General features: G+C 65.1%; 18 protein-coding genes. 11 read left to right on the top strand and 7 right to left on the bottom strand.

The features are described from left to right. The first annotated feature begins 110 nt into the window (after positions 1–110). From XH81_RS17460 to XH81_RS17495, 8 genes are all read left to right on the top strand, one after another. Positions 111–773 (top strand): amino acid ABC transporter permease, encoded by a 663-nt coding sequence (locus XH81_RS17460; protein WP_028140846.1) that lies wholly within the window; start codon positions 111–113, stop codon positions 771–773. Beyond that, positions 770–1,564: an amino acid ABC transporter ATP-binding protein gene (locus XH81_RS17465; RefSeq protein ID WP_038973186.1), complete on the top strand. Its 795-nt coding sequence runs from the start codon at positions 770–772 to the stop codon at positions 1,562–1,564. Before XH81_RS17460 ends, XH81_RS17465 begins: the two co-directional genes overlap by 4 nt. Then, entirely contained in the window at positions 1,564–2,319 is a 756-nt protein-coding gene (locus XH81_RS17470; RefSeq protein WP_038947334.1) for an SDR family NAD(P)-dependent oxidoreductase, read from the top strand. Before XH81_RS17465 ends, XH81_RS17470 begins: the two co-directional genes overlap by 1 nt. Continuing rightward, entirely contained in the window at positions 2,316–3,443 is a 1,128-nt protein-coding gene (locus XH81_RS17475; RefSeq protein WP_095425062.1) for a muconate cycloisomerase family protein, read from the top strand. Before XH81_RS17470 ends, XH81_RS17475 begins: the two co-directional genes overlap by 4 nt. A gap of 255 nt (positions 3,444–3,698) precedes the next feature. Then, positions 3,699–4,118 carry an HIT domain-containing protein gene (locus XH81_RS17480; protein WP_028140850.1) on the top strand — a complete coding sequence of 140 codons (420 nt, stop codon included), beginning with the start codon at positions 3,699–3,701 and terminating at the stop codon, positions 4,116–4,118. A gap of 10 nt (positions 4,119–4,128) precedes the next feature. Then, positions 4,129–5,067, top strand: coding sequence for an NAD(+) diphosphatase (gene nudC, locus XH81_RS17485; protein WP_028140851.1), 939 nt, complete (start codon positions 4,129–4,131; stop codon positions 5,065–5,067). Between the two features lie 6 nt (positions 5,068–5,073). Then, positions 5,074–5,997, top strand: a complete 924-nt coding sequence (locus XH81_RS17490; RefSeq protein WP_028140852.1) for a sugar kinase — start codon at positions 5,074–5,076, stop codon at positions 5,995–5,997. 97 nt (positions 5,998–6,094) lie between these two features. After that, entirely contained in the window at positions 6,095–6,604 is a 510-nt protein-coding gene (locus XH81_RS17495) for an Lrp/AsnC family transcriptional regulator (RefSeq protein ID WP_011090847.1), read from the top strand. A 158-nt stretch (positions 6,605–6,762) separates the two neighbouring features. On the opposite strand, the gene XH81_RS17500 is transcribed toward XH81_RS17495, so the two are convergent. The 7 genes from XH81_RS17500 to XH81_RS17525 form a co-directional block, all read right to left on the bottom strand. Next, positions 6,763–8,262: a phosphomannomutase/phosphoglucomutase gene (locus XH81_RS17500; RefSeq protein WP_028140853.1), complete on the bottom strand. Its 1,500-nt coding sequence runs from the start codon at positions 8,260–8,262 to the stop codon at positions 6,763–6,765. Between the two features lie 157 nt (positions 8,263–8,419). After that, positions 8,420–8,554: a DUF86 domain-containing protein gene (locus XH81_RS38580; RefSeq protein ID WP_259217911.1), complete on the bottom strand. Its 135-nt coding sequence runs from the start codon at positions 8,552–8,554 to the stop codon at positions 8,420–8,422. 32 nt (positions 8,555–8,586) lie between these two features. After that, complete coding sequence (locus XH81_RS38585) at positions 8,587–8,775, bottom strand: HepT-like ribonuclease domain-containing protein (RefSeq protein ID WP_333909149.1); 189 nt, start codon at positions 8,773–8,775, stop codon at positions 8,587–8,589. Further along, positions 8,756–9,034, bottom strand: coding sequence for a nucleotidyltransferase family protein (locus XH81_RS17510; protein ID WP_312015374.1), 279 nt, complete (start codon positions 9,032–9,034; stop codon positions 8,756–8,758). The genes XH81_RS38585 and XH81_RS17510 overlap by 20 nt, the downstream gene beginning before the upstream one ends. Positions 9,035–9,115: 81 nt before the next feature. Next, positions 9,116–9,628: a TIGR02281 family clan AA aspartic protease gene (locus tag XH81_RS17515; protein WP_028140855.1), complete on the bottom strand. Its 513-nt coding sequence runs from the start codon at positions 9,626–9,628 to the stop codon at positions 9,116–9,118. Positions 9,629–9,747: 119 nt separating this feature from the next. Continuing rightward, positions 9,748–12,222: an ATP-dependent helicase HrpB gene (gene hrpB, locus XH81_RS17520; RefSeq protein ID WP_028140856.1), complete on the bottom strand. Its 2,475-nt coding sequence runs from the start codon at positions 12,220–12,222 to the stop codon at positions 9,748–9,750. Positions 12,223–12,352: 130 nt separating this feature from the next. Next, entirely contained in the window at positions 12,353–13,669 is a 1,317-nt protein-coding gene (locus XH81_RS17525) for a UDP-glucose dehydrogenase family protein (RefSeq protein ID WP_028140857.1), read from the bottom strand. 195 nt (positions 13,670–13,864) lie between these two features. On the opposite strand from XH81_RS17525, the gene XH81_RS17530 reads away from it, so the two are divergent. The 3 genes from XH81_RS17530 (at position 13,865) to XH81_RS17540 (ending at position 19,152) form a co-directional block, all read left to right on the top strand. Beyond that, positions 13,865–14,932, top strand: coding sequence for an acyltransferase family protein (locus XH81_RS17530; protein ID WP_028140858.1), 1,068 nt, complete (start codon positions 13,865–13,867; stop codon positions 14,930–14,932). 262 nt (positions 14,933–15,194) lie between these two features. Next, positions 15,195–18,242, top strand: coding sequence for a DNA polymerase I (gene polA / locus XH81_RS17535; RefSeq protein ID WP_028140859.1), 3,048 nt, complete (start codon positions 15,195–15,197; stop codon positions 18,240–18,242). 274 nt (positions 18,243–18,516) lie between these two features. Then, entirely contained in the window at positions 18,517–19,152 is a 636-nt protein-coding gene (locus XH81_RS17540; RefSeq protein WP_028140860.1) for a LysE family translocator, read from the top strand. The last annotated feature ends 46 nt before the right edge of the window (positions 19,153–19,198 follow it).

Here is a 19,198-nt window from a genome sequence, read left to right on the forward strand (position 1 = left end):
CCGGGGCTCGCGAAGCGAGAACCCGGAATCTCGAGGATCCGGGTTCGATGCTTCGCATCGCCCCGGAACGACAACGCCAGCGGCCAAGGCGTACGACGAGTAACATACGCATGTATCAGTGGGACTTCGGCATCCTCTGGAGCTATCGCTGGCTGTTTCTCAACGGACTCGGCGTCACCGTCGGCTTCACCGTCGTCATCGTCGTGTGCGGGCTGCTGTTCGGCCTGTTCGGAGCGTTCGGGACCCTGTCGCGGTTCAAGGCGCTGCGTCTTCTCGCGCTCACCTTCATCGAGGCGTTCCGCTGCACGCCGATCCTCGTGCAGCTGATCTGGTTCTATTACGCGCTGCCGATCCTCGCCGGCGTCGAGATGACGCCGATCACGGCCTCGGCGCTGGCGCTCTCGCTCTATGGCGGCTCGTTCTATTCGGAGATCATCCGCGGCGGCATCATCTCGATCGACCGCGGCCAGTCCGAAGCCGGCGCCGCGCTGGGCATGACGCCGATCCAGACCATGCGGCGCATCGTGCTGCCGCAGGCGATCAAGCGCATGATCCCGGCGCTGATGAACCAGTCGATCATCCAGTTCAAGAACACCTCGCTGGTCTCGGTGCTGGCGGTGCCCGACCTCGTCTATCAGAGCCAGGTCGCCGCCCATGACAGCTACCGGCCGCTGGAGACCTACACCGCGGTCGCGGTCGCCTATGCGGCGATCCTGATCCCGCTCACCATCCTCGTCCGCCGCGGCGAGAAGCGACTGGCGGTCAGCGAATGAGCGAGACGCAAAAGATCGAGATCCGCAGCCTTCGCAAGAGCTTTGGCAGCAACGAGGTTTTGAAGAACATCAATCTCGACGTCGCCAAGGGCGGCGTCGTGGCGTTGATCGGCCCGTCGGGCTCCGGCAAGTCGACTCTGCTCCGCTGCATCAATCTGCTGGTCGTGCCCGACGGCGGCAGCGTCCGCGTCGGCGACACGCGCTTTGCATTTGGTGAAGGTGCAAAACTGCCTGATGTGAAGACGCTGGCAAAATTCCGCGCTACCACCGGCATGGTGTTCCAGCATTTCAACCTGTTCCCGCACATGACGACGCTTGAGAACGTGATGGAGGGACCGGTTACGGTGCGGCGCATGGCCAAGGCGGACGCGGAGACGCTCGCGCGTGCCCAACTCGCCAAGGTCGGCCTTGCCGAGAAGGCCGACCAATATCCGGCGACGCTGTCCGGCGGACAGAAGCAACGCGTCGCCATCGCCCGCGCGCTGGCGATGGAGCCCGATGTGATGCTGTTCGACGAGGCCACCTCTGCGCTCGATCCTGAATTGGTCGGCGAGGTGCTGAGCGTGATCCAGCAACTGGCCTCCGAAGGCATGACCATGGTGATCGTGACCCACGAGATCGCCTTTGCCCGTGAGGTCGCCGACCGCCTCATCTTCATGCGCGACGGTGTCGTGGTCGAGGAAGGCCCGGCGCGGCAGGTGATCGACAATCCCAGGGAAGCCGCCACGCGTGCCTTCCTCAGCCATTTCCACCGCACCGGCGCGCTGCCGCCGGCCACAACGGCATCGTGATGTCCGATATCAACCGCGTCTATCTCGTCACCGGTGCCGCCAGCGGCATCGGCCGTGCCACCGCAAAGCTGCTCGCGGCGCCCGGCACCGCACTTCTGCTGCACACGCGATCGAACGCGGAAGGTCTTCAAGCCACCGCAGTGGACATTGAAGCGAAGGGCGCCGTGGCCGCAAAATGCCTCGGCGACCTCGCCGAGGAGAGCGCGGCCACCGTCGCCATCGCCGCCGCGAAAGCCGCCTTCGGCCGGCTCGACGGATTGATCCTGGTCGGCGGCCATGCCCGCCGCGGCAGCGCGATCGGCACGCCGGCCGATCAGTTCCGGCAGGCGATGGACGAGTCGGCGCTGGCCTTCACGCGTCTTGTTGATGCCGCGCTCCCACTGCTGCGCGCGGGGCATGATGCACGGATCGTCGCCGTGTCCTCCTTCGTCGCACATGCGATCCGGCCCGAATTCGCACCGTTCGCGGCAACGGCCGCGAGCCGTTCCGCGCTGGAAGCCTTGGTGAGGCTGACCGCGATCGAGCTCGCCAGCGACGGCATCACCGTCAACGCGGTGTCGCCGGGCCTCATCATCAAGGACAAGCCGGGCGAGAGCCGGCTGTCGCCCGAGCAGATCGCGGCGACCGAAGCGCTGATCCCGATGCGCCGCCGCGGGCGACCGGAAGAGGTCGCCGAGATCATCGCCTTCCTGGCATCCCCCAAAGCATCCTACGTCACCGGCCAGGTCTGGCACGTCAATGGAGGCCTGACATGAGCGAAGCGACCGTCGAACGTCTCAGGCTGTTCCTGATCGAAAGCCCGATCAAGATGGCGCGCCTGCAGGGCGTCGGCAACGTCAAGGGCACGGTGAAGCGCGTGCTGATCGAGCTCACCGCGAGCGATGGCGTGATCGGCTGGGGTGAAGCCGCGCCATGGGAGGTGTTCACGGGAACGCCGGAAGCCGCGTTCGCCGCGCTCGACATCTATCTGCGTCCCATCGTGCTCGGCAAGCCGGTGCGCCGGATCCGCGCGCTGATGACAGAGCTCGACCGCGCGCTGGTCGGACATGCCGAGGCCAAAGTTGCCATCGAGATGGCGCTGCTCGACATCGTCGGCAAATCGTCGGGGCTGTCGGTTGCCGACCTGCTCGGTGGCCGCGTGCGCGACACGATTCCCCTCTCCTTCTCCATCGCCGATCCGGATTTCGCCGCCGACCTCGAGCGCATGCGAAAGATGGTTCCGGACGGCAATGTCATCTACAAGGTCAAGACCGGCGTGAAACCGCACCGCGAGGATCTCGATCATCTCGAGGCGATCCGGAAAGAATTCGGCGACAAGGTTGATCTGCGCGTCGACTACAACCAGGCACTCGCGCCATTCGGCGCCATCAAGATCTTGCGCGATGTCGAAGAGTTTGCGCCAACCTTCATCGAGCAGCCGGTGCCGCGCAAATACCTCGACGTGATGGCGCAGCTCACCGCCGCGCTGGAAACGCCCGTGCTCGCCGACGAAAGCTGCTTCGACCGCCGCGACATGATGGAAGTGGTGCGCCGCGAAGCCGCCGATGCCGTTTCGATCAAGCTGATGAAGGCCGGCGGCCTGTTCGAGGCGCAGGCGATCATGGCGATCGCCGACATCGCCGGGCTGCCCGGCTATGGCGGCACGCTGTGGGAAGGCGGCATTGGGCTAGCCGCCGGCACGCAGCTGATCGCGGCGACGCCGGGCATCTCGCTCGGCTGCGAATTCTACATGCCGCACCACGTGCTGACCGAGGACGTGCTGGAAGAGCGCGTCGCCAACCGCGCGGGCCATGTCGTGGTGCCCGACGGGCCCGGCCTTGGCATTCGCGTCAGCGAAACCTCGGTCCGCGCCAATGCGCGGGTCCTGGCGGAGGCGTAGTTTCCGTCATTCCGGAGCGCGCGCAGCGCGAGCCCGGAATCCATAACCACAGGGCGAGGTTGGTGCGCGAGCCGGCAACCACGAGTCTTCGCCACACGACTGCCTGTGGTTATGGGTCCCGGATCTGCGCTTCGCTTGTCCGGGACGACGACCGCGTATGCGGTGACAGCGGGGCGCCATCCTTCCCCTCAGGGAATCCCTATCGTATGGTCGTGCCCAACACGCCCGAACCCACCGGGCCATCCGGAAACGCATATGCCCGAACCCGCCTGGTCGCTGCACTCCCGCCTGAAAGAGGACACCATCGACATCGGCGATCTGCCGCTGTCGAAGGTGCTGGTCATCAAGGACGCGCATTATCCCTGGCTGCTGCTGGTGCCACGGCGCGCTGACGCGGTCGAAATCATCGATCTCGACGAGGTGCAGCAGGCGCAGCTGATGACGGAGATCTCCCGCGTCTCGCGCGCGCTGAAGGAGATCACCAGATGCGACAAGCTCAATGTCGCGGCGCTCGGCAACCTCGTGCCGCAGCTTCACGTTCACATCATCGCGCGCCGCACCAGTGACGCGGCCTGGCCGCGGCCGGTCTGGGGCGTGATGCCGCCATTGGCGCATGACGCCGCAGAGGTTCAGAATTTCATCAGCGCGCTTCGCCGCAAGATCTGGTTGGGTTGAAAGAACGATAATGTCAGCATTCAACGCATTTCCGCTAGGACAGCCGGCCTTCGTCACCAACATCCTCGATCGCGCCGCGCATCTGCGCCGCGACGACCAGAAGCTGTTCGCGATGGAGCAGAAGCCGACCTCGCGCGCCTATGTCGTTTATCGCGACTCGCTCCTGGTCAAGCGCGAGGGCGACAAGATTCGCGCGCTGCTCTCGATCGACGAGGCGCTGAAGTGCGGCGCCAATCCCGGCACGATCTTCCTGGGGCTGCGGGATGGCGCCGCGATGTTCGGCATGGGCCTGTCGCAGGCCGCCGCCGAGAAGCTGGTGGGACGCGAGGACTACACCGTGACCGAGCTGCGCGGCATGGCGATGCAGGGCGCGATTCCTCCCGACCAGCTGTCGGCGATCGCGATGGCGAAGTCGATGGTCGGCTGGCACCAGCGCCACGGCTATTGCGCCAATTGCGGCTCGCGCAGCGCGATGAAGGAAGGCGGCTGGAAGCGCGAGTGCCCGGCTTGCAAGGCCGAGCATTTTCCCCGGACCGACCCTGTCGTGATCATGCACGTCGCCTCCGGCGACAAGTGCCTGCTTGGCCGCCAGAAGCAGTTTCCGGCAGGGATGTATTCCTGCCTCGCCGGCTTCGTCGAGGCCGCCGAGACCATCGAGGACGCGGTGCGCCGCGAGATCCTGGAAGAATCCGGGATCCGCTGCACCGACGTGCAATATTACATGACGCAGCCCTGGCCCTATCCGTCGTCGCTGATGATCGGCTGCAGCGCGCGAGCTGTGAGCGAGGACATCATCGTCGATCACTCGGAGCTTGAGGATGCGCGCTGGTTCACGCGCGAGGAGGCAGCTCTGATGCTGACGCGGACGCATCCGGACGGGCTCGCCGGCCCGCATCCCTTCGCCATCGCCCATCATTTGCTCGGCCGCTGGGTGCACGACAAGAGCTGACCGCCGATGGCCGCACCCGGGATCGCGCCGCGAATCCTCTGCATCGGCATTCCGGTGCGCGACCTCACCTTTCGGGTCGAGTCCGTGCCGGCGCGCGGCAGCAAGGCCAACGCCAGCCACCTCGCCGAGATCTGCGGCGGCAACGCGCTCAATGCCTCGATCGCGATTGCGCGGCTTGGTGGTCACGTCTTCTTCGCTGGCCCCATGGGCGATGCGCGGGAGACATCGAGCGGCTTCATCCTCGACCAAATGGCGCAGGAGGGCATCGACACCACGCATATCGTGCGCATGCCTGATATGACCACGCCGGTCTCGGCGATCATGATCGATCCCTCGGGCGAGCGGACGCTCACGATCTATCGCGATCCCGGCCTGTGGCGCGTGAAGCTGCCCAATGCCGACGAATTGCTGGCCGATTGCCGTGCGGTCCTCGTCGAAAGCCGCTGTGCCTCATTCTGCGTTGATCTCTGCGCCGAGGCCCGGCGACGCGGCATTCCCGTCATCGTCGGCGTCGATCGCGCGATGTCGTTGCAGGACGGCCTGCTGACCGCCGCCTCGCATCTGCTGTTCGCCAGCGAGCAGGTGCAGGAGACCGCCGGCATCGCCGACGACGCCAAGGCGTTGCAACGCCTGGCCAGGCTGACGCCGGCCTTCCTTGCCGCGACCCGCGGTCCGCTCGGTACGATCTGGCTGAACGAGGCAGGCGAGCCGGAAGAGACGGCGGCCTTCCCGGTCCAGGCGGTCGATACGCTCGGCGCCGGCGACGTCTTTCATGGCGCCTTCGCGCTTGGCCTCGCCGAGGGTAAGGGGGTGCCGGAGGCGCTGCGATTCGCCGCGGCCGCTGCAGCACTGAAATGCACCCGCCATGGCGGCGGCATGGCTGCACCCCAACGTATTGAAGTTGAAGGATTTTTGCGAGGGAGGCCCTAGAGCAATTCCATCGATGAGCCGAGATTATGGGCTTGCTGGGGAAAGATTTTCTCTATATCAGGGAAATCAGCCCCTGAAATGGAACAAAGTTCTTCAAATGACCGACCTCGCCGTCCAGATCCCCGAGACCAGCCGCCGCCTCGATGCCATCGACCGCAAGATCCTGATGGTGCTGCAGGAGGATGCCTCCCTGTCCGTCGCCGAGATCGGCGACCGCGTCGGCCTGTCCTCGACCCCCTGCTGGAAGCGCATCCAGCGCCTGGAGGCTGACGGCGTGATCCTGAAGCGGGTGGCCCTGGTCGACCAGAACAAGATCGGGCTCGGCATCTCCGTGTTCGTCTCGGTGGAGAGCTCCGACCATTCCGACGCCTGGCTGAAGAAATTCGCCGAAGCCGTCAGCGCGATGCCCGAGGTGATGGAGTTCTATCGCATGGCCGGCGACGTCGACTACATGCTGCGCGTCGTGGTCGCGGACATGCAGGCCTATGACGTGTTCTACAAGAAGCTGATCAGCGCCGTGCCGCTGAAGAACGTCACCTCGCGCTTCGCGATGGAGAAGATCAAGTCGGTGACGGCGCTGCCGATTCCGGCGGTGGTGGCGGCTTAGCTGCTCGACGGAGGACGACGGGCCTTCGGCAATCGTCATGGCCGGGCTTGTCCTGGCCATCCACGTCCTTGCATTCGCGCAAGAGGAGAGGCGTGGATGCCCGGGACAAGCCCGGGCATGACGGCGGAGATAGCGGCGTCCAGTATCTCTGAAACTGCTCAAATCGTCTGATTGTACTCACCGACCTCGGGATGCGTACGCAGCACGCTGTTCACCATCTCGAACATGTCGTGCATGCGCTGCTCCGAGACCGGACTCTCGACCACGACGACGAGCTCGGGCTTGTTCGAGGAGGCGCGCACCAGGCCCCAGCTGCCGTCCTCGACCGTGACGCGCACGCCGTTGACGGTGACGAGGTCGCGGATCGCCTGTCCCCCGATCCTGGCGCCCTTGGCCTGCAAGCCCTCGAAATGCTTCACCACCTGGTCGATGACGCCGTACTTGGTCTCGTCGGCGCAATGCGGCGACATGGTCGGCGACGACCATGTCTTCGGCAGCGCGTTCTTCAGGTCCGCCATCGACTTGCCCGGCGCGCGGTCGAGCATGTCGCAGATCGCGATCGCCGACACCAGGCCGTCGTCATAGCCGCGTCCATACGGCTTGTTGAAGAAGAAATGGCCGGACTTCTCGAAGCCCGCCAGCGCGCCGGTCTCGTTGGTGCGGCGCTTCATGTAGGAATGGCCGGTCTTCCAATAGGCGACCTTCGCGCCCTGCTTCTGCAGCACCGGATCGGTGACGAACAGGCCGGTCGACTTCACGTCGACGATGAACTGCGCGTCCTTGTGGATCGCCGACATGTCGCGCGCCAGCATCACGCCGACCTTGTCGGCAAAGATCTCCTCGCCGGTATTGTCGACGACGCCGCAGCGGTCGCCGTCGCCGTCGAAGCCGAGGCCGACATCGGCCTTGTGATGCAGCACCGCATCGCGGATCGCGTGCAGCATCTCCATGTCCTCGGGGTTCGGATTGTATTTCGGGAAGGTGTGGTCGAGCTCGGTGTCGAGCGGGATCACTTCGCAGCCGATCGCCTCCAGCACCTGCGGCGCGAAAGCGCCGGCGGTACCGTTGCCGCAGGCCGCGACGACCTTGAGCTTGCGCTTGAGTTTCGGACGATTGGTGAGATCGGCAATGTAGCGCGCCGGGTAGTTCTCGTGGAACTGGTAGGAGCCGCCGGCCTTGTTCTTGAACTCCGCGTTCAGGACGATCTCCTTCAGCCGCGTCATCTCGTCGGGGCCGAAAGTCAGCGGACGGTTGGCGCCCATCTTCACGCCGGTCCAGCCATTGTCGTTGTGCGAGGCGGTCACCATCGCAACAGCGGGCACGTCGAGATCGAACTGCGCGAAATACGCCATCGGCGTCACCGCAAGACCGATGTCATGCACCTTGCAACCCGCAGCCAGCAGGCCGGAGATCAGCGCGTATTTGATCGAGGCCGAATAGCCACGGAAATCATGCCCGGTGACGATCTCCTGCTTGACGCCGAGCTCGGCGATCAGCGCGCCCAGCCCCATGCCGAGCGCCTGCACCCCCATCAGGTTGATTTCCTTCTGGAACAACCAGCGCGCGTCGTATTCGCGAAAGCCCGTGGGCTTCACCATCGGCTCGGATTCGAAGGCGTAGGTGTTGGGCAAAAGGACGGATTTCGGCTTCGGGAACATTGAGATGGTCTCGTGAAGGGCAGGAATTGAGGCAGCCTTAGCGAATGCAGGGCCGCAGCGGAAGGCGGGAATGAAGGCTTATGGCCGATAATTGCGGCAGTTTGGTAACGAAGAAACGTTACCGCGAGGGCAGTACCAAATGTATGACCGGAATGAGCTAACTCTGCAGTCGTGCAATCTCCTCTTCGACGACTGCCTTGAGAGCCGGCAGAGCCTGCTGAACAGTTTCCCACACAAGATGTGCAGCAACATCTTCATAGTTGTGGCGATAGACATTGCCCGCCGCCGCCATCTGTCTCCATGCAATGGCCGGGTGCCTGGTCTTCAGATCCTCTGGGGGCGGCGAGACGCTTCTGAAATGATCTCCAGACATCGCGTAACGGCATAGACCGCCCGGAGGTCCGCCGCGAACGCCTCGCGATCGAGACTTCCGACGAACTCGGTCGCCAAGTCGATGTGATGCAGGATGTCCCGCAGGGTCCCGTCGATGCGATCAGAAGGCATAGACGGCATCGGCCGTCGCGGCAGGAGCGACGTATGATTTCAGACCATCGCGATTGACGACGTCGACCGGGCCGTCAAACAGATTGGAAATGTATTCCTTGAGTTCGACGTAGTCGAACACAGTGATCCGCGCATCTGGATCAATCTCGACCATGATATCGACATCGCTGCCGGAGTGATTTTCACCCCGCGCCATCGAGCCGAACAACGCGGCATGCAAAACGCCCCGCTCGCGAAGGGCGCGTTCGGACTTTCGCAGGATCGCCATTGCATCGGGTCCATTCATGGACAGAATATAGCACCCTGTTCGGCCCGGCGGGAGCCCCCGCCAATGCCCCTCCGGGCGGGCCTACTGCTCCAGCACCATCTGGCCGTTGGAATATTCGAAACGCTTCAGGCGGGACAGGAAAGACAGGCCGAGCAGGTTCTCCGACAGCGCCTCGTCGGGCAGCACCATGGCGTCGACGTCGCGCACGACCAGACCGCCAACCTCGAGCATCGCGATGCGGGTGCGCGCGGCCTTGATGGTGCCGTTGGCGGTGGAGACGGTGGCGTTGTAATCGCTGCGCGAAGGACGCAGGCCAAAGCGGGCCGCCGAGGTCTCATTCAGCGCAACCACGGAGGCGCCGGTGTCGAGCATGAAGCCGATGCGCTGACCCTCGATCCGGCCTTCGGTCTGGAAATGACCCCGGCCATCGCGGGAAACGGCGAGGCTGCGGCCCCCGGCGGGCGCAGTGGCCGCGACGGCGACAGTGGTGCGCGGCGCCGAGCTTGCGGAGGCGGAGCTCATCCTGTCCGCCATCTGCGCCATGAAGGTGCCGAGGCCGATCATGACGGCTGCGATGATCATAATGTTACGCATCACACCACTTCCGAGCCGGAAAGCTCGATTTCAACACGCGGCACACCAAGCCGCGAGCATTGCTGCGGCCAGAGCGATGCTATTTTGACGAAAAGGATGAGCGGACGGTTAATGCGCCCTCACGTCCCGCGCGGCTTGGCCCGCCGGGTCGGCACGGCGCTGGCCGGATCGTCCGGCCAGGGATGACGGGGATAGCGGCCGCGCAGGTCGGAACGGACCGCGGCGTAGCTGCCGCGCCAGAAACCGGGAAGGTCGCGCGTCACCTGCACCGGGCGCTGCGCCGGCGACAGCAATTCCAGCACCAGCGGCACCTTGCCGGCGGCGATCGAGGGATGGGCGTTGAGGCCGAACAATTCCTGCAGCCGCACCGCGATGGTCGGCCCCTGCTCGGCCTCGTAGTCGATCGCGAGCATGCTTCCGGTCGGCGCCTCGAAATGCGTCGGCGCCTCGCGCTCGAGCCGCGCGCGCATCTCCCACGGCAGCAGCGCCATCAGCGCGTCGGAGAGATCGCCGGGCGAAATGTCCTTGAGCGCGATCTTGTCATAGAGCGCCGGCACCAGCCAGTCGTCGCGGCGCGCGATCAATCCCTCGTCGGACAGGTCGGGCCAGCTGTCGCCCTCGGCCTTGCGCAGGAACATCACCCGGTCGCGCCATTGCTTTGCAGCCTTCGACCAGGGCAGCCGATCGAGGCCGGCGGCGATCAATCCATCCGCGAAGATACGCGCGGTATCCTCGGAGGGCGAGACGGCAAGTGTCGCTTCGGACAGTGTGATCGCATGCAGCACGCGCTTGCGCCGCGCGCGCAGCGCCATCGCGCCGCGGTCGAACGAAATCTCGTCGGCGCTCTCGATATGCTCGGCGAAATGCCGCTCGATCTCGCTCTCAGTGATCTGCGCGGCGAGCAGGATACGCCCGCTCGCCGCCGTCCCGGTCATCTCGCCGATCGCGATGTAGGGCGCGCGGGCGAGCGAGGAGGTCTGCTCGACGGCGGCGCCGCGGCCGTTGGCCAGCACGAAACTGCCATTGCCGCGATTGCGTGCGACGCGATCGGGGAAGGCATAGGCGAGCATCAAGCCGGTCGAGAGATCATCCTGCGGCCCGGCCCTCTCCGACGCCGCCACTTGCGAGGCCCAGCGCCGCGCCAGATCGCGCGCGCTGGCGGCGCGCGGCGAACGGTCGCGGCGGAACTGGTCGCGCCGATGCTCGAGATCGACGCTGTCGCCGCCAAGCCCGCGCTCGGTGATGATGGCCGCGATCTCGGCGGCGGCTTCGCCCTCGCCTGCGCGATGCGAATCCACGATCATGCGCGCCAGCCGCGGCGGCAGCGCCAGTGCACGCAGGCTTTTTCCCTCTGCGGTGATGCGGCCATCGCCATCGAGTGCGTTGAGCTCGGAGAGGAGGCTTTTTGCCTCTTTCCACGCGGGCGCCGGCGGCGGATCGAGGAACGACAGCGCGGCGGGATCGCTCACGCCCCATTGCGCGAGATCGAGCACCAGCGAAGACAGGTCGGCGCTCAAAATTTCCGGCTGGGTGTAGGGCGCGAGCGAAGCCGTCTGCGGCTCGTCCCAGAGCCGGTAGCAGACACCCGGCTCGGTGCGGCCGGCGCGACCGCGGCGCTGATCCACTGCCGCACGCGCGGCGCGCACGGTCTCGAGCCGCGTCAGCCCGATGTCGGGCTCGTAGCGCGGCACGCGGGCAAGACCGGAATCGACCACGATGCGTACGCCTTCGATCGTCAGCGAGGTCTCCGCGATCGACGTCGCCAGCACCACCTTGCGCATGCCTTTGGGTGCAGGCGAAATGGCGCGATCCTGCACAGCGGCATCGAGCGCGCCGAACAGCGGCACGATCTCGATCGAGGCGTCCTGCACGCGCTCGCTGAGGAAATTCTGGGTGCGGCGGATTTCGGCGGCGCCCGGCAGGAACGCCAGCACCGAGCCGCTGTCGGCACGCAGCGCCGAAGCAATCGCATCCGCCATCTGCCGCTCGATGGGCGCATCCGCCTTGCGGCCGAGATAGCGCGTCTCGACGGGGAAGGCCCGCCCCTCGCTCTCGACGACGGGCGCTTCCCCAAGCAGCCTTGCGACGCGCGCGCCATCGAGCGTCGCCGACATCACGAGGATGCGCAGGTCTTCGCGCAGACCGGTCTGCGCATCGCGCGCCAGCGCGAGGCCCATATCGGCATCGAGCGAGCGCTCGTGGAATTCGTCGAACAGGATGGCGGCAACGCCTGACAGCTCGGGATCGTCGAGGATCTGGCGGGTGAAGATGCCTTCTGTCACCACCTCGATGCGCGTGGTGCGCGAGATCTTCGAGCCGAACCGGACGCGATAGCCGACGGTCTCGCCGGCGCGCTCGCCCAGCGATTTGGCCATGCGGTCGGCGCTGGCGCGCGCCGCGATACGCCGCGGCTCCAGCACGATGATCTTCTTGCCCTTCGCCCAGGGCGCATCGAGCAAGGCCAGCGGCACGCGCGTGGTCTTGCCGGCCCCGGGCGGCGCCACCAGCACGGCGGCATTGCTGGCCTCCAGCGCGCGCGACAAGTCGTCGAGCACGGCATCGATCGGGAGGGGTGTGTCGAAACTGCGGGGCAAGATCTCGCATCCGTCATCACCCGCCTTGCGCGCCGGGCGGGTGATCCAGTCAACTCAGATCCCGATCATCACGAAGATCGGGATTACTGGATACCCCGCCTTCGCGGGGTATGACAATCGTGTGTGGCGATCAGCCCTGCACAGGCGGGCGGCCGATGCTGTCATAGGTGAAGCCGGCGGCTTCCATGTCTTCGGGGCGGTAGATGTTGCGCAGGTCGACGACCACGGGCTGCGCCATGACGCTCTTCAGCCGGTCGAGATCGAGCGCACGGAACTGCACCCATTCGGTGACGATGACGAGCGCGTCGGCACCTTGCGCACAGGAATAGGCGTCCTCGCAATAGGTGATATCGGGCAGCTCGCCCTTGGCCTGCTCCATGCCGACGGGATCGAACGCCTTGACCGTCGCGCCCATGTCGATCAGGCCTGTCACCAGCGGGATCGACGGCGCATCGCGCATGTCGTCGGTGTCGGGCTTGAAGGTGAGGCCGAGCACCGCAATGGTCTTGCCGCGCAGCGAGCCGCCGAGCGCCTGGCTGACCTTGCGCGCCATCGCGCGCTTGCGATTTTCGTTCACGGCCAGCACGGATTCGACGATGCGCAAGGAGACGTCGTAATCCTGCGCGATCTTGATCAGCGCCTTGGTGTCCTTCGGGAAGCACGAGCCGCCGAACCCGGGACCGGCATGCAGGAATTTGGTGCCGATGCGGTTGTCCAGGCCAATGCCGCGCGCGACCTCCTGGACGTTGGCGCCGGCCTTTTCCGAGAGATCGGCGATCTCGTTGATGAAGGTGATCTTGGTCGCGAGAAACGCGTTCGCGGCGTATTTGATCATCTCGGCGGTGCGACGCTCCGTGAACATCAGCGGCGCCTGGTTCAGCGACAGCGGACGGTAGATGTCGCCCATCACCTTGCGGCCGCGCTCGTCGGAGGTGCCGACCACGACCCGATCGGGAAATTTGAAGTCACGGATCGCCGCGCCCTCGCGCAGAAATTCTGGATTGGACGCGACCACGACGTCGGCTTTGGGATTGGTCTCGCGGATGATGCGCTCGACCTCGTCGCCGGTGCCCACCGGCACGGTCGACTTCGTCACCACGACGGTGAAACCGGTGAGCGACCGCGCGATCTCTTTCGCTGCGGCGTAGACATAGGAGAGGTCGGCGTGGCCGTCGCCGCGCCGCGACGGCGTGCCGACCGCGATGAACACGGCATCGGCATCGGCGACCGGCTTGGACAAATCGGTGGTGAAGTCGAGCCGCTTGGCCTTGACGTTGGTCGCGACCAACTCGTCGAGGCCGGGCTCGTAGATCGGAATCTCGCCGCGATGGAGCGCCGCGATCTTCTTCTCGTCCTTGTCGACGCAGGTGACGTCGTGACCGAAATCAGCAAAGCAGGCTCCGGACACCAGTCCCACGTAACCCGTGCCGATCATCGCGATGCGCATGAAAATCCCTGTTTTAGATTGGTTAACGAAACCCCGACACGGGGCGGTTTAGCATTTTCCCGAGGGGAGGGAACAGTCCGCAGGCAAAAAAGCGGCATGGGAATTGAACCGGTAAAGAAGTCGGAAACCGTGCAGGCCCCACACTGCCTCGCACCCGAACAGGACAGGGCGGAACGCGCCTCGAAAAGAGACACCATGGCACCATCTGGCACAATTGCAGGGAGCGGAGGCAGCCAATCCCCTTCTGCCGCGCGTGTCGACTGGATCGACTACGCCAAGGGCATTTGCATCATCATGGTCGTGATGATGCATTCGGTGCTGGGGGTCGAGCTCGCCGCCGGCGAGACCGGTTTCATGCATGTCGCCGTGGCCTTCGCAAAGCCGTTCCGGATGCCGGATTTCTTCCTGATCTCGGGCCTGTTCCTGCCACTGGTGATCGATCGGGACTGGCGAACCTATCTCGACCGCAAGGTGGTGCATTTCGCTTATTTCTATGTCGTCTGGGTGACAATCCAATTCGGCTTCAAGGCGCCCGCTTTCGCGGCGGAGACGAGCTGGCATCACGTTGGTCTCCTGTATCTCGAATCCTTCATCGAGCCGTTCGGCACGCTGTGGTTTATCTATCTGCTGCCGGTCTTCTTCGTCGTCACAAAACTGACACGCAAATTCCCGCCGCTCGCGATCTGGCTGGTCGCCGCCGCCCTGGAGACAGCCCGGATCTCGACCGGCTGGACCGCGATCGACGAGTTCTGCTCACGCTTCGTCTATTTCTATTCGGGCTATCTGTTCGCGCCCTACGTGTTCGCGCTGTCGGATCGCGCGCGGAAGCATCCCGTCCTTGCGCTCGCAGCGCTCGCGACCTGGGCACTGGTCAATGCCGGCCTCGTCGCGTCGGGCGCCAGCGAAGGGAAGGTCGTCTCGCTCGTGCTCGGCTTTGCCGGTGCCTGCGCCATCATCACCATGGGCACGCTGCTCGCGCGCGCGCAATGGCTGAACTTCTTCCGCTACTGCGGCGAGCATTCGATCGTGATCTATCTCGCCTTCTTCCTGCCGATGGCGGCGACGCGAACGCTGCTGCTGCGCACCGGCATCATTCCCGATATCGGCACGGTATCGCTGATCGTCACCGTCGCCGGCGTGCTCGGCGCACTCGCGATCTGGCGGGGCGCGTTACGGCTCAATGCGCACTTCCTGTTCGAGCGGCCGGAGGCGTTCTGGATTGCGCCGAAGAAGGCTGGGCCGGTGTTGCAGGCGGCGGAGTAGCAATCTGTCGTCCCTGCGAAAGCAGGGACCCATACCGCGTGATCTATCGATGGATCGTGGCTTCCGTACCAGGGCCTCGTCACCACCAGCCTTCGCCAAACTCCTCCCTGTGGCTATGGGTCCCGGATCGACGCTCCGCTCCCGGCAACGCTACGCGTTGCCAAGAGCTGCGCTTGTCCGGGACGACAATTGAGTGTGGGCTGAGGGCAAAAATCCCCTTCCCAAGGCTGTCAAAGCCCGCAAAAATTCATACATTGCGGCCATGCCAAAGACCTCCCCGAAGACCTCCGCCAAAGCCGATCCCCCCACTGCCGCGACAGCTGCTGCCAAACCGGTTGCAGCAAGGGCGGCCGGCAAGGGCGACCACATCTTCCTGGTCGACGGTTCCGGCTACATCTTCCGCGCCTACCACGCGCTGCCGCCGCTGAACCGCAAGTCCGACGGCCTGCAGGTCAACGCCGTGCTCGGTTTCTGCAACATGCTGTGGAAGCTGCTCCGCGACATGCCGGAAGACAACCGGCCGACGCACCTCGCGATCATCTTCGACAAGTCGGAGGTCACGTTCCGCAACAAGATCTACCCGGAGTACAAGGCCCACCGGGCGCCGGCGCCTGACGATCTCATCCCGCAATTTGCGCTGATCCGCGAGGCGGTCCGCGCCTTCGACCTGCCCTGCCTGGAACAGGTGGGCTTCGAGGCCGACGACCTGATCGCAACCTATGTGCGGCAGGCCTGCGAGCGCGGCGCCAGCGCGACCATCGTGTCCTCCGACAAGGATTTGATGCAGCTCGTCACCGATTGCGTCACCATGTACGACACCATGAAGGATCGCCGCATCGGCATCCCAGAGGTGATCGAGAAATTCGGCGTGCCGCCGAACAAGGTCGTCGAGGTACAGGCTCTGGCCGGCGATTCCACCGACAACGTGCCCGGCGTGCCCGGCATCGGCATCAAGACCGCGGCGCAGCTGATCACCGAATATGGCGACCTCGATCAACTGTTGTTCCGCGCCGGCGAGATCAAGCAGCCCAAGCGGCGCGAGGCGCTGCTCGAGAATGCCGAGAAAGCGCGGATCTCGCGGCAGCTCGTGCTACTCGACGACAAGGTCGACCTCGATGTGCCGCTGGACGACCTCGCGGTCCACGAGCCCGACGCACGCAAGCTGATCGCCTTCCTGAAAGCCATGGAATTCACGACGCTGACGCGACGCGTCGCCGAATATTCGCAAATCGATCCCGCCAATGTCGATGCCGACCCTGGCTATGCCAGCGGCGCCAGCGTGTTCACGACGCTGCCGCCCTCCGATGTCGTGCCTGCGCCGGGCGGCGATACGTCGGCGCAAGCCCGGGCGAAAGAGCCCAACAAGTCAGCGGGCAAGGAGGACAAGGCTGCGAGCCCGAAGGGCGCGCCGATCTCGCTGGCCGCCGCGCGCGAAGAGGCGCTGCGCAAGCTTCCAGTCGATCGCGCCAAATATCAAACGATCAAGTCGCTCGAGGAGCTCAACGCCTTCATCGCCCGCATCCACGATACCGGTCATGTCGCGGTCGAGATCCGCGGAAACTCGATCGACCCGATGCAGGCCGATTTCTGCGGCATCGCGCTGGCGCTGGCGCCGAACGAGGCCTGCTATGTGCCGCTGGCGCACAAGCAAGCTGGCGGCGGGGCCGGCCTGTTCGACGCCGGCCTTGCACCTGATCAGGTCAAGCATGCCGATGCGATCGAGGCCCTGCGGCCGGTGCTGGAATCGGCGGGCATTCTCAAGATCGGCTTCGATCTCAAATTCACCGCCGTCATGCTGGCGCAGCACGGCATCACCTTGCGCAACACCGACGATGCGCAGTTGATCTCCTACGTGCTCGATGCCGGCCGCGGGTCGCACGCGATCGAATCGCTGTCCGAGCGCTGGTTCGGACACGCCATGCTGAAGGAGAACGAGCTGCTCGGCAGCGGCAAGGGCAAGATCACCTTCGACCAGGTGCCGATCGACAAGGCCGCGGCACTGTCGGCGGAAGGCGCCGACGTCGCCTTGCGCGCCTGGCGCGTGCTGAAGCCGCGCCTGGTCGCCGAGCATATGACCGCGGTCTACGAGACGCTGGAGCGGCCGCTGGTTGCGGTGCTTGCGCGCATGGAGCGGCGCGGCATCTCGATCGACCGCCAGGTGCTGTCGCGCCTGTCCGGCGACTTCGCCCAGACCGCGGCCCGCGTCGAGGCCGAGATCCAGGAGATCGCGGGCGAGCCGGTCAATGTCGGCAGCCCCAAGCAGATCGGCGACATCCTGTTCGGCAAGATGGGACTGTCGGGCGGCACCAAGACCAAGACCGGCGCCTGGTCGACCACCGCGCAGGTGCTCGACGAGCTCGCCGAGCAGGGCCATGACTTCCCGAAGAAGATCCTGGAGTGGCGCCAGGTCTCGAAGCTGAAATCGACCTACACCGACGCTCTGCCGACCTACGTCAATCCGCAGACCCATCGCGTGCACACGACCTACGCGCTGGCCGCGACCACGACGGGCCGGTTGTCGTCGAACGAGCCGAATTTGCAGAACATCCCGGTGCGCACCGAGGACGGCAGAAAAATCCGCCGCGCCTTCATCGCAACACCCGGACACAAGCTCGTCTCCGCGGACTATTCGCAGATCGAGCTCAGGCTGCTGGCGGAGATCGCCGACATTCCCGTGCTGAAGCAGGCGTTCCGCGACGGTCTCGACATTCACGCCATGACGGCGTCGGAAATGTTCGGCGTGCCGATCAAGGGCATGCCGAGCGAAATCCGCCGCCGCGCCAAGGCGATCAATTTCGGCATCATCTACGGCATCTCCGCGTTCGGCCTCGCCAACCAGCTCGGCATCGCCCGCGAGGAGGCCTCGGCCTACATCAAGAAATATTTCGAGCGCTTCCCCGGCATCCGCGCCTACATGGACGAGACGCGCGATTTCTGCCGGCAGAATGGCTATGTCACCACGCTGTTCGGCCGCAAATGCCACTACCCCGACATCAAGGCCTCCAACGCCTCGGTGCGTGCCTTCAACGAGCGCGCCGCGATCAACGCGCGGCTCCAGGGCACCGCGGCCGACATCATCCGCCGCGCCATGACGCGGGTGGAGGATGCCCTCGCCGAGAAGAAGCTGTCGGCGCAAATGCTGCTGCAGGTGCACGACGAATTGATCTTCGAGGTGCCCGACGCCGAGGTCGAGGCGACGCTCCCCGTCGTGCAGCACGTGATGCAGGACGCACCGTTCCCGGCCGTGCTGCTGTCGGTGCCGCTGCACGTCGATGCGCGCGCGGCGACCAACTGGGACGAGGCGCATTGAGGCGGCTCTTTACCTCTCCCGCTTGCACTCGCTGACGCCACACGGTCGGTGTCGTCCCCGCGAAAGCGGGGACCCATAGCCACTGGATCGGGTTTGGCGAAGATTGCCCATGACTATCGCGCGTCAAACTTCTCCCTGGGGGTATGGGCCCCGCGTTCGCGGGGACGACGTTGGAGTGACATGCGAGAACCTGAATTGTCCTCCGAGCAATTGCGCGATGGCCCCACCTCGCCTCGCATATTAGAACCGTGCCATCTCCCGCACCGGTTCACCCATGCCCCACACCTCCGCCCTGCTCGGCTTCGCCCTCGTCTGCCTTGGCCTCGTGCTCACGCCGGGACCGAACATGATCTATCTGATCTCGCGCTCGATCACGCAGGGGCCGGCGGCGGGCATCGTCTCGCTCGGCGGCGTCGCGCTCGGCTTCGTGTTCTACATGCTGTGCGCGGCGTTCGGCATCACGGCGCTGCTGCTCGCCATTCCCTTCGCCTATGACGCGCTGCGCTTTGCCGGCGCGGGCTATCTGCTCTGGCTCGCCTGGCAGGCGGTGAAGCCGGGCGGACGTTCGCCATTCCAGGTGAAGCAGCTCGCGGTCGACAGCCCGCGCAAATTGTTCGCGATGGGTTTTGTCACCAACCTGCTCAACCCGAAGATCGCGATGCTGTATCTTGCGCTGCTGCCGCAGTTCATCGATCCCACCGCCGGCAGCGTGCTGACGCAGTCGGTGGTGCTCGGCGCAATCCAGATCGCGATCAGCGTCAGCGTCAACGCGATGATCGCGCTCGCGGCGGGATCGATCGCGCAATTCCTTGCGAACCGGCCGAGCTGGATGCTGGTCCAGCGCTGGCTGATGGGCACGGTGCTGGCCGGGCTCGCGGTGCGGATGGCGGTCGAAGCGAAGAAGGTGTGAGGCACTTTCTTCCTTCTCCCCTTGTGGGAGAAGGTGGCGCGAAGCG

The organism is Bradyrhizobium sp. CCBAU 25360 (genome assembly GCF_028128695.1).
Lineage (GTDB): Bacteria > Pseudomonadota > Alphaproteobacteria > Rhizobiales > Xanthobacteraceae > Bradyrhizobium > Bradyrhizobium ottawaense.

What these genes read in the sequence shown, in the direction of transcription:
- XH81_RS17460 (WP_028140846.1), top strand. Translation starts at nt 111, where the DNA reads ATGTATCAGTGGGACTTCGGCATCCTCTGGAGCTATCGCTGGCTGTTT.
- XH81_RS17465 (WP_038973186.1), top strand. Translation starts at nt 770, where the DNA reads ATGAGCGAGACGCAAAAGATCGAGATCCGCAGCCTTCGCAAGAGCTTT.
- XH81_RS17470 (WP_038947334.1), top strand. Translation starts at nt 1,564, where the DNA reads ATGTCCGATATCAACCGCGTCTATCTCGTCACCGGTGCCGCCAGCGGC.
- XH81_RS17475 (WP_095425062.1), top strand. Translation starts at nt 2,316, where the DNA reads ATGAGCGAAGCGACCGTCGAACGTCTCAGGCTGTTCCTGATCGAAAGC.
- XH81_RS17480 (WP_028140850.1), top strand. Translation starts at nt 3,699, where the DNA reads ATGCCCGAACCCGCCTGGTCGCTGCACTCCCGCCTGAAAGAGGACACC.
- nudC (WP_028140851.1), top strand. Translation starts at nt 4,129, where the DNA reads ATGTCAGCATTCAACGCATTTCCGCTAGGACAGCCGGCCTTCGTCACC.
- XH81_RS17490 (WP_028140852.1), top strand. Translation starts at nt 5,074, where the DNA reads ATGGCCGCACCCGGGATCGCGCCGCGAATCCTCTGCATCGGCATTCCG.
- XH81_RS17495 (WP_011090847.1), top strand. Translation starts at nt 6,095, where the DNA reads ATGACCGACCTCGCCGTCCAGATCCCCGAGACCAGCCGCCGCCTCGAT.
- XH81_RS17500 (WP_028140853.1), bottom strand. Translation starts at nt 8,262, where the DNA reads ATGTTCCCGAAGCCGAAATCCGTCCTTTTGCCCAACACCTACGCCTTC.
- XH81_RS38580 (WP_259217911.1), bottom strand. Translation starts at nt 8,554, where the DNA reads ATGGCGGCGGCGGGCAATGTCTATCGCCACAACTATGAAGATGTTGCT.
- XH81_RS38585 (WP_333909149.1), bottom strand. Translation starts at nt 8,775, where the DNA reads ATGCCGTCTATGCCTTCTGATCGCATCGACGGGACCCTGCGGGACATC.
- XH81_RS17510 (WP_312015374.1), bottom strand. Translation starts at nt 9,034, where the DNA reads ATGGCGATCCTGCGAAAGTCCGAACGCGCCCTTCGCGAGCGGGGCGTT.
- XH81_RS17515 (WP_028140855.1), bottom strand. Translation starts at nt 9,628, where the DNA reads ATGCGTAACATTATGATCATCGCAGCCGTCATGATCGGCCTCGGCACC.
- XH81_RS17525 (WP_028140857.1), bottom strand. Translation starts at nt 13,669, where the DNA reads ATGCGCATCGCGATGATCGGCACGGGTTACGTGGGACTGGTGTCCGGA.
- XH81_RS17530 (WP_028140858.1), top strand. Translation starts at nt 13,865, where the DNA reads ATGGCACCATCTGGCACAATTGCAGGGAGCGGAGGCAGCCAATCCCCT.
- polA (WP_028140859.1), top strand. Translation starts at nt 15,195, where the DNA reads ATGCCAAAGACCTCCCCGAAGACCTCCGCCAAAGCCGATCCCCCCACT.
- XH81_RS17540 (WP_028140860.1), top strand. Translation starts at nt 18,517, where the DNA reads ATGCCCCACACCTCCGCCCTGCTCGGCTTCGCCCTCGTCTGCCTTGGC.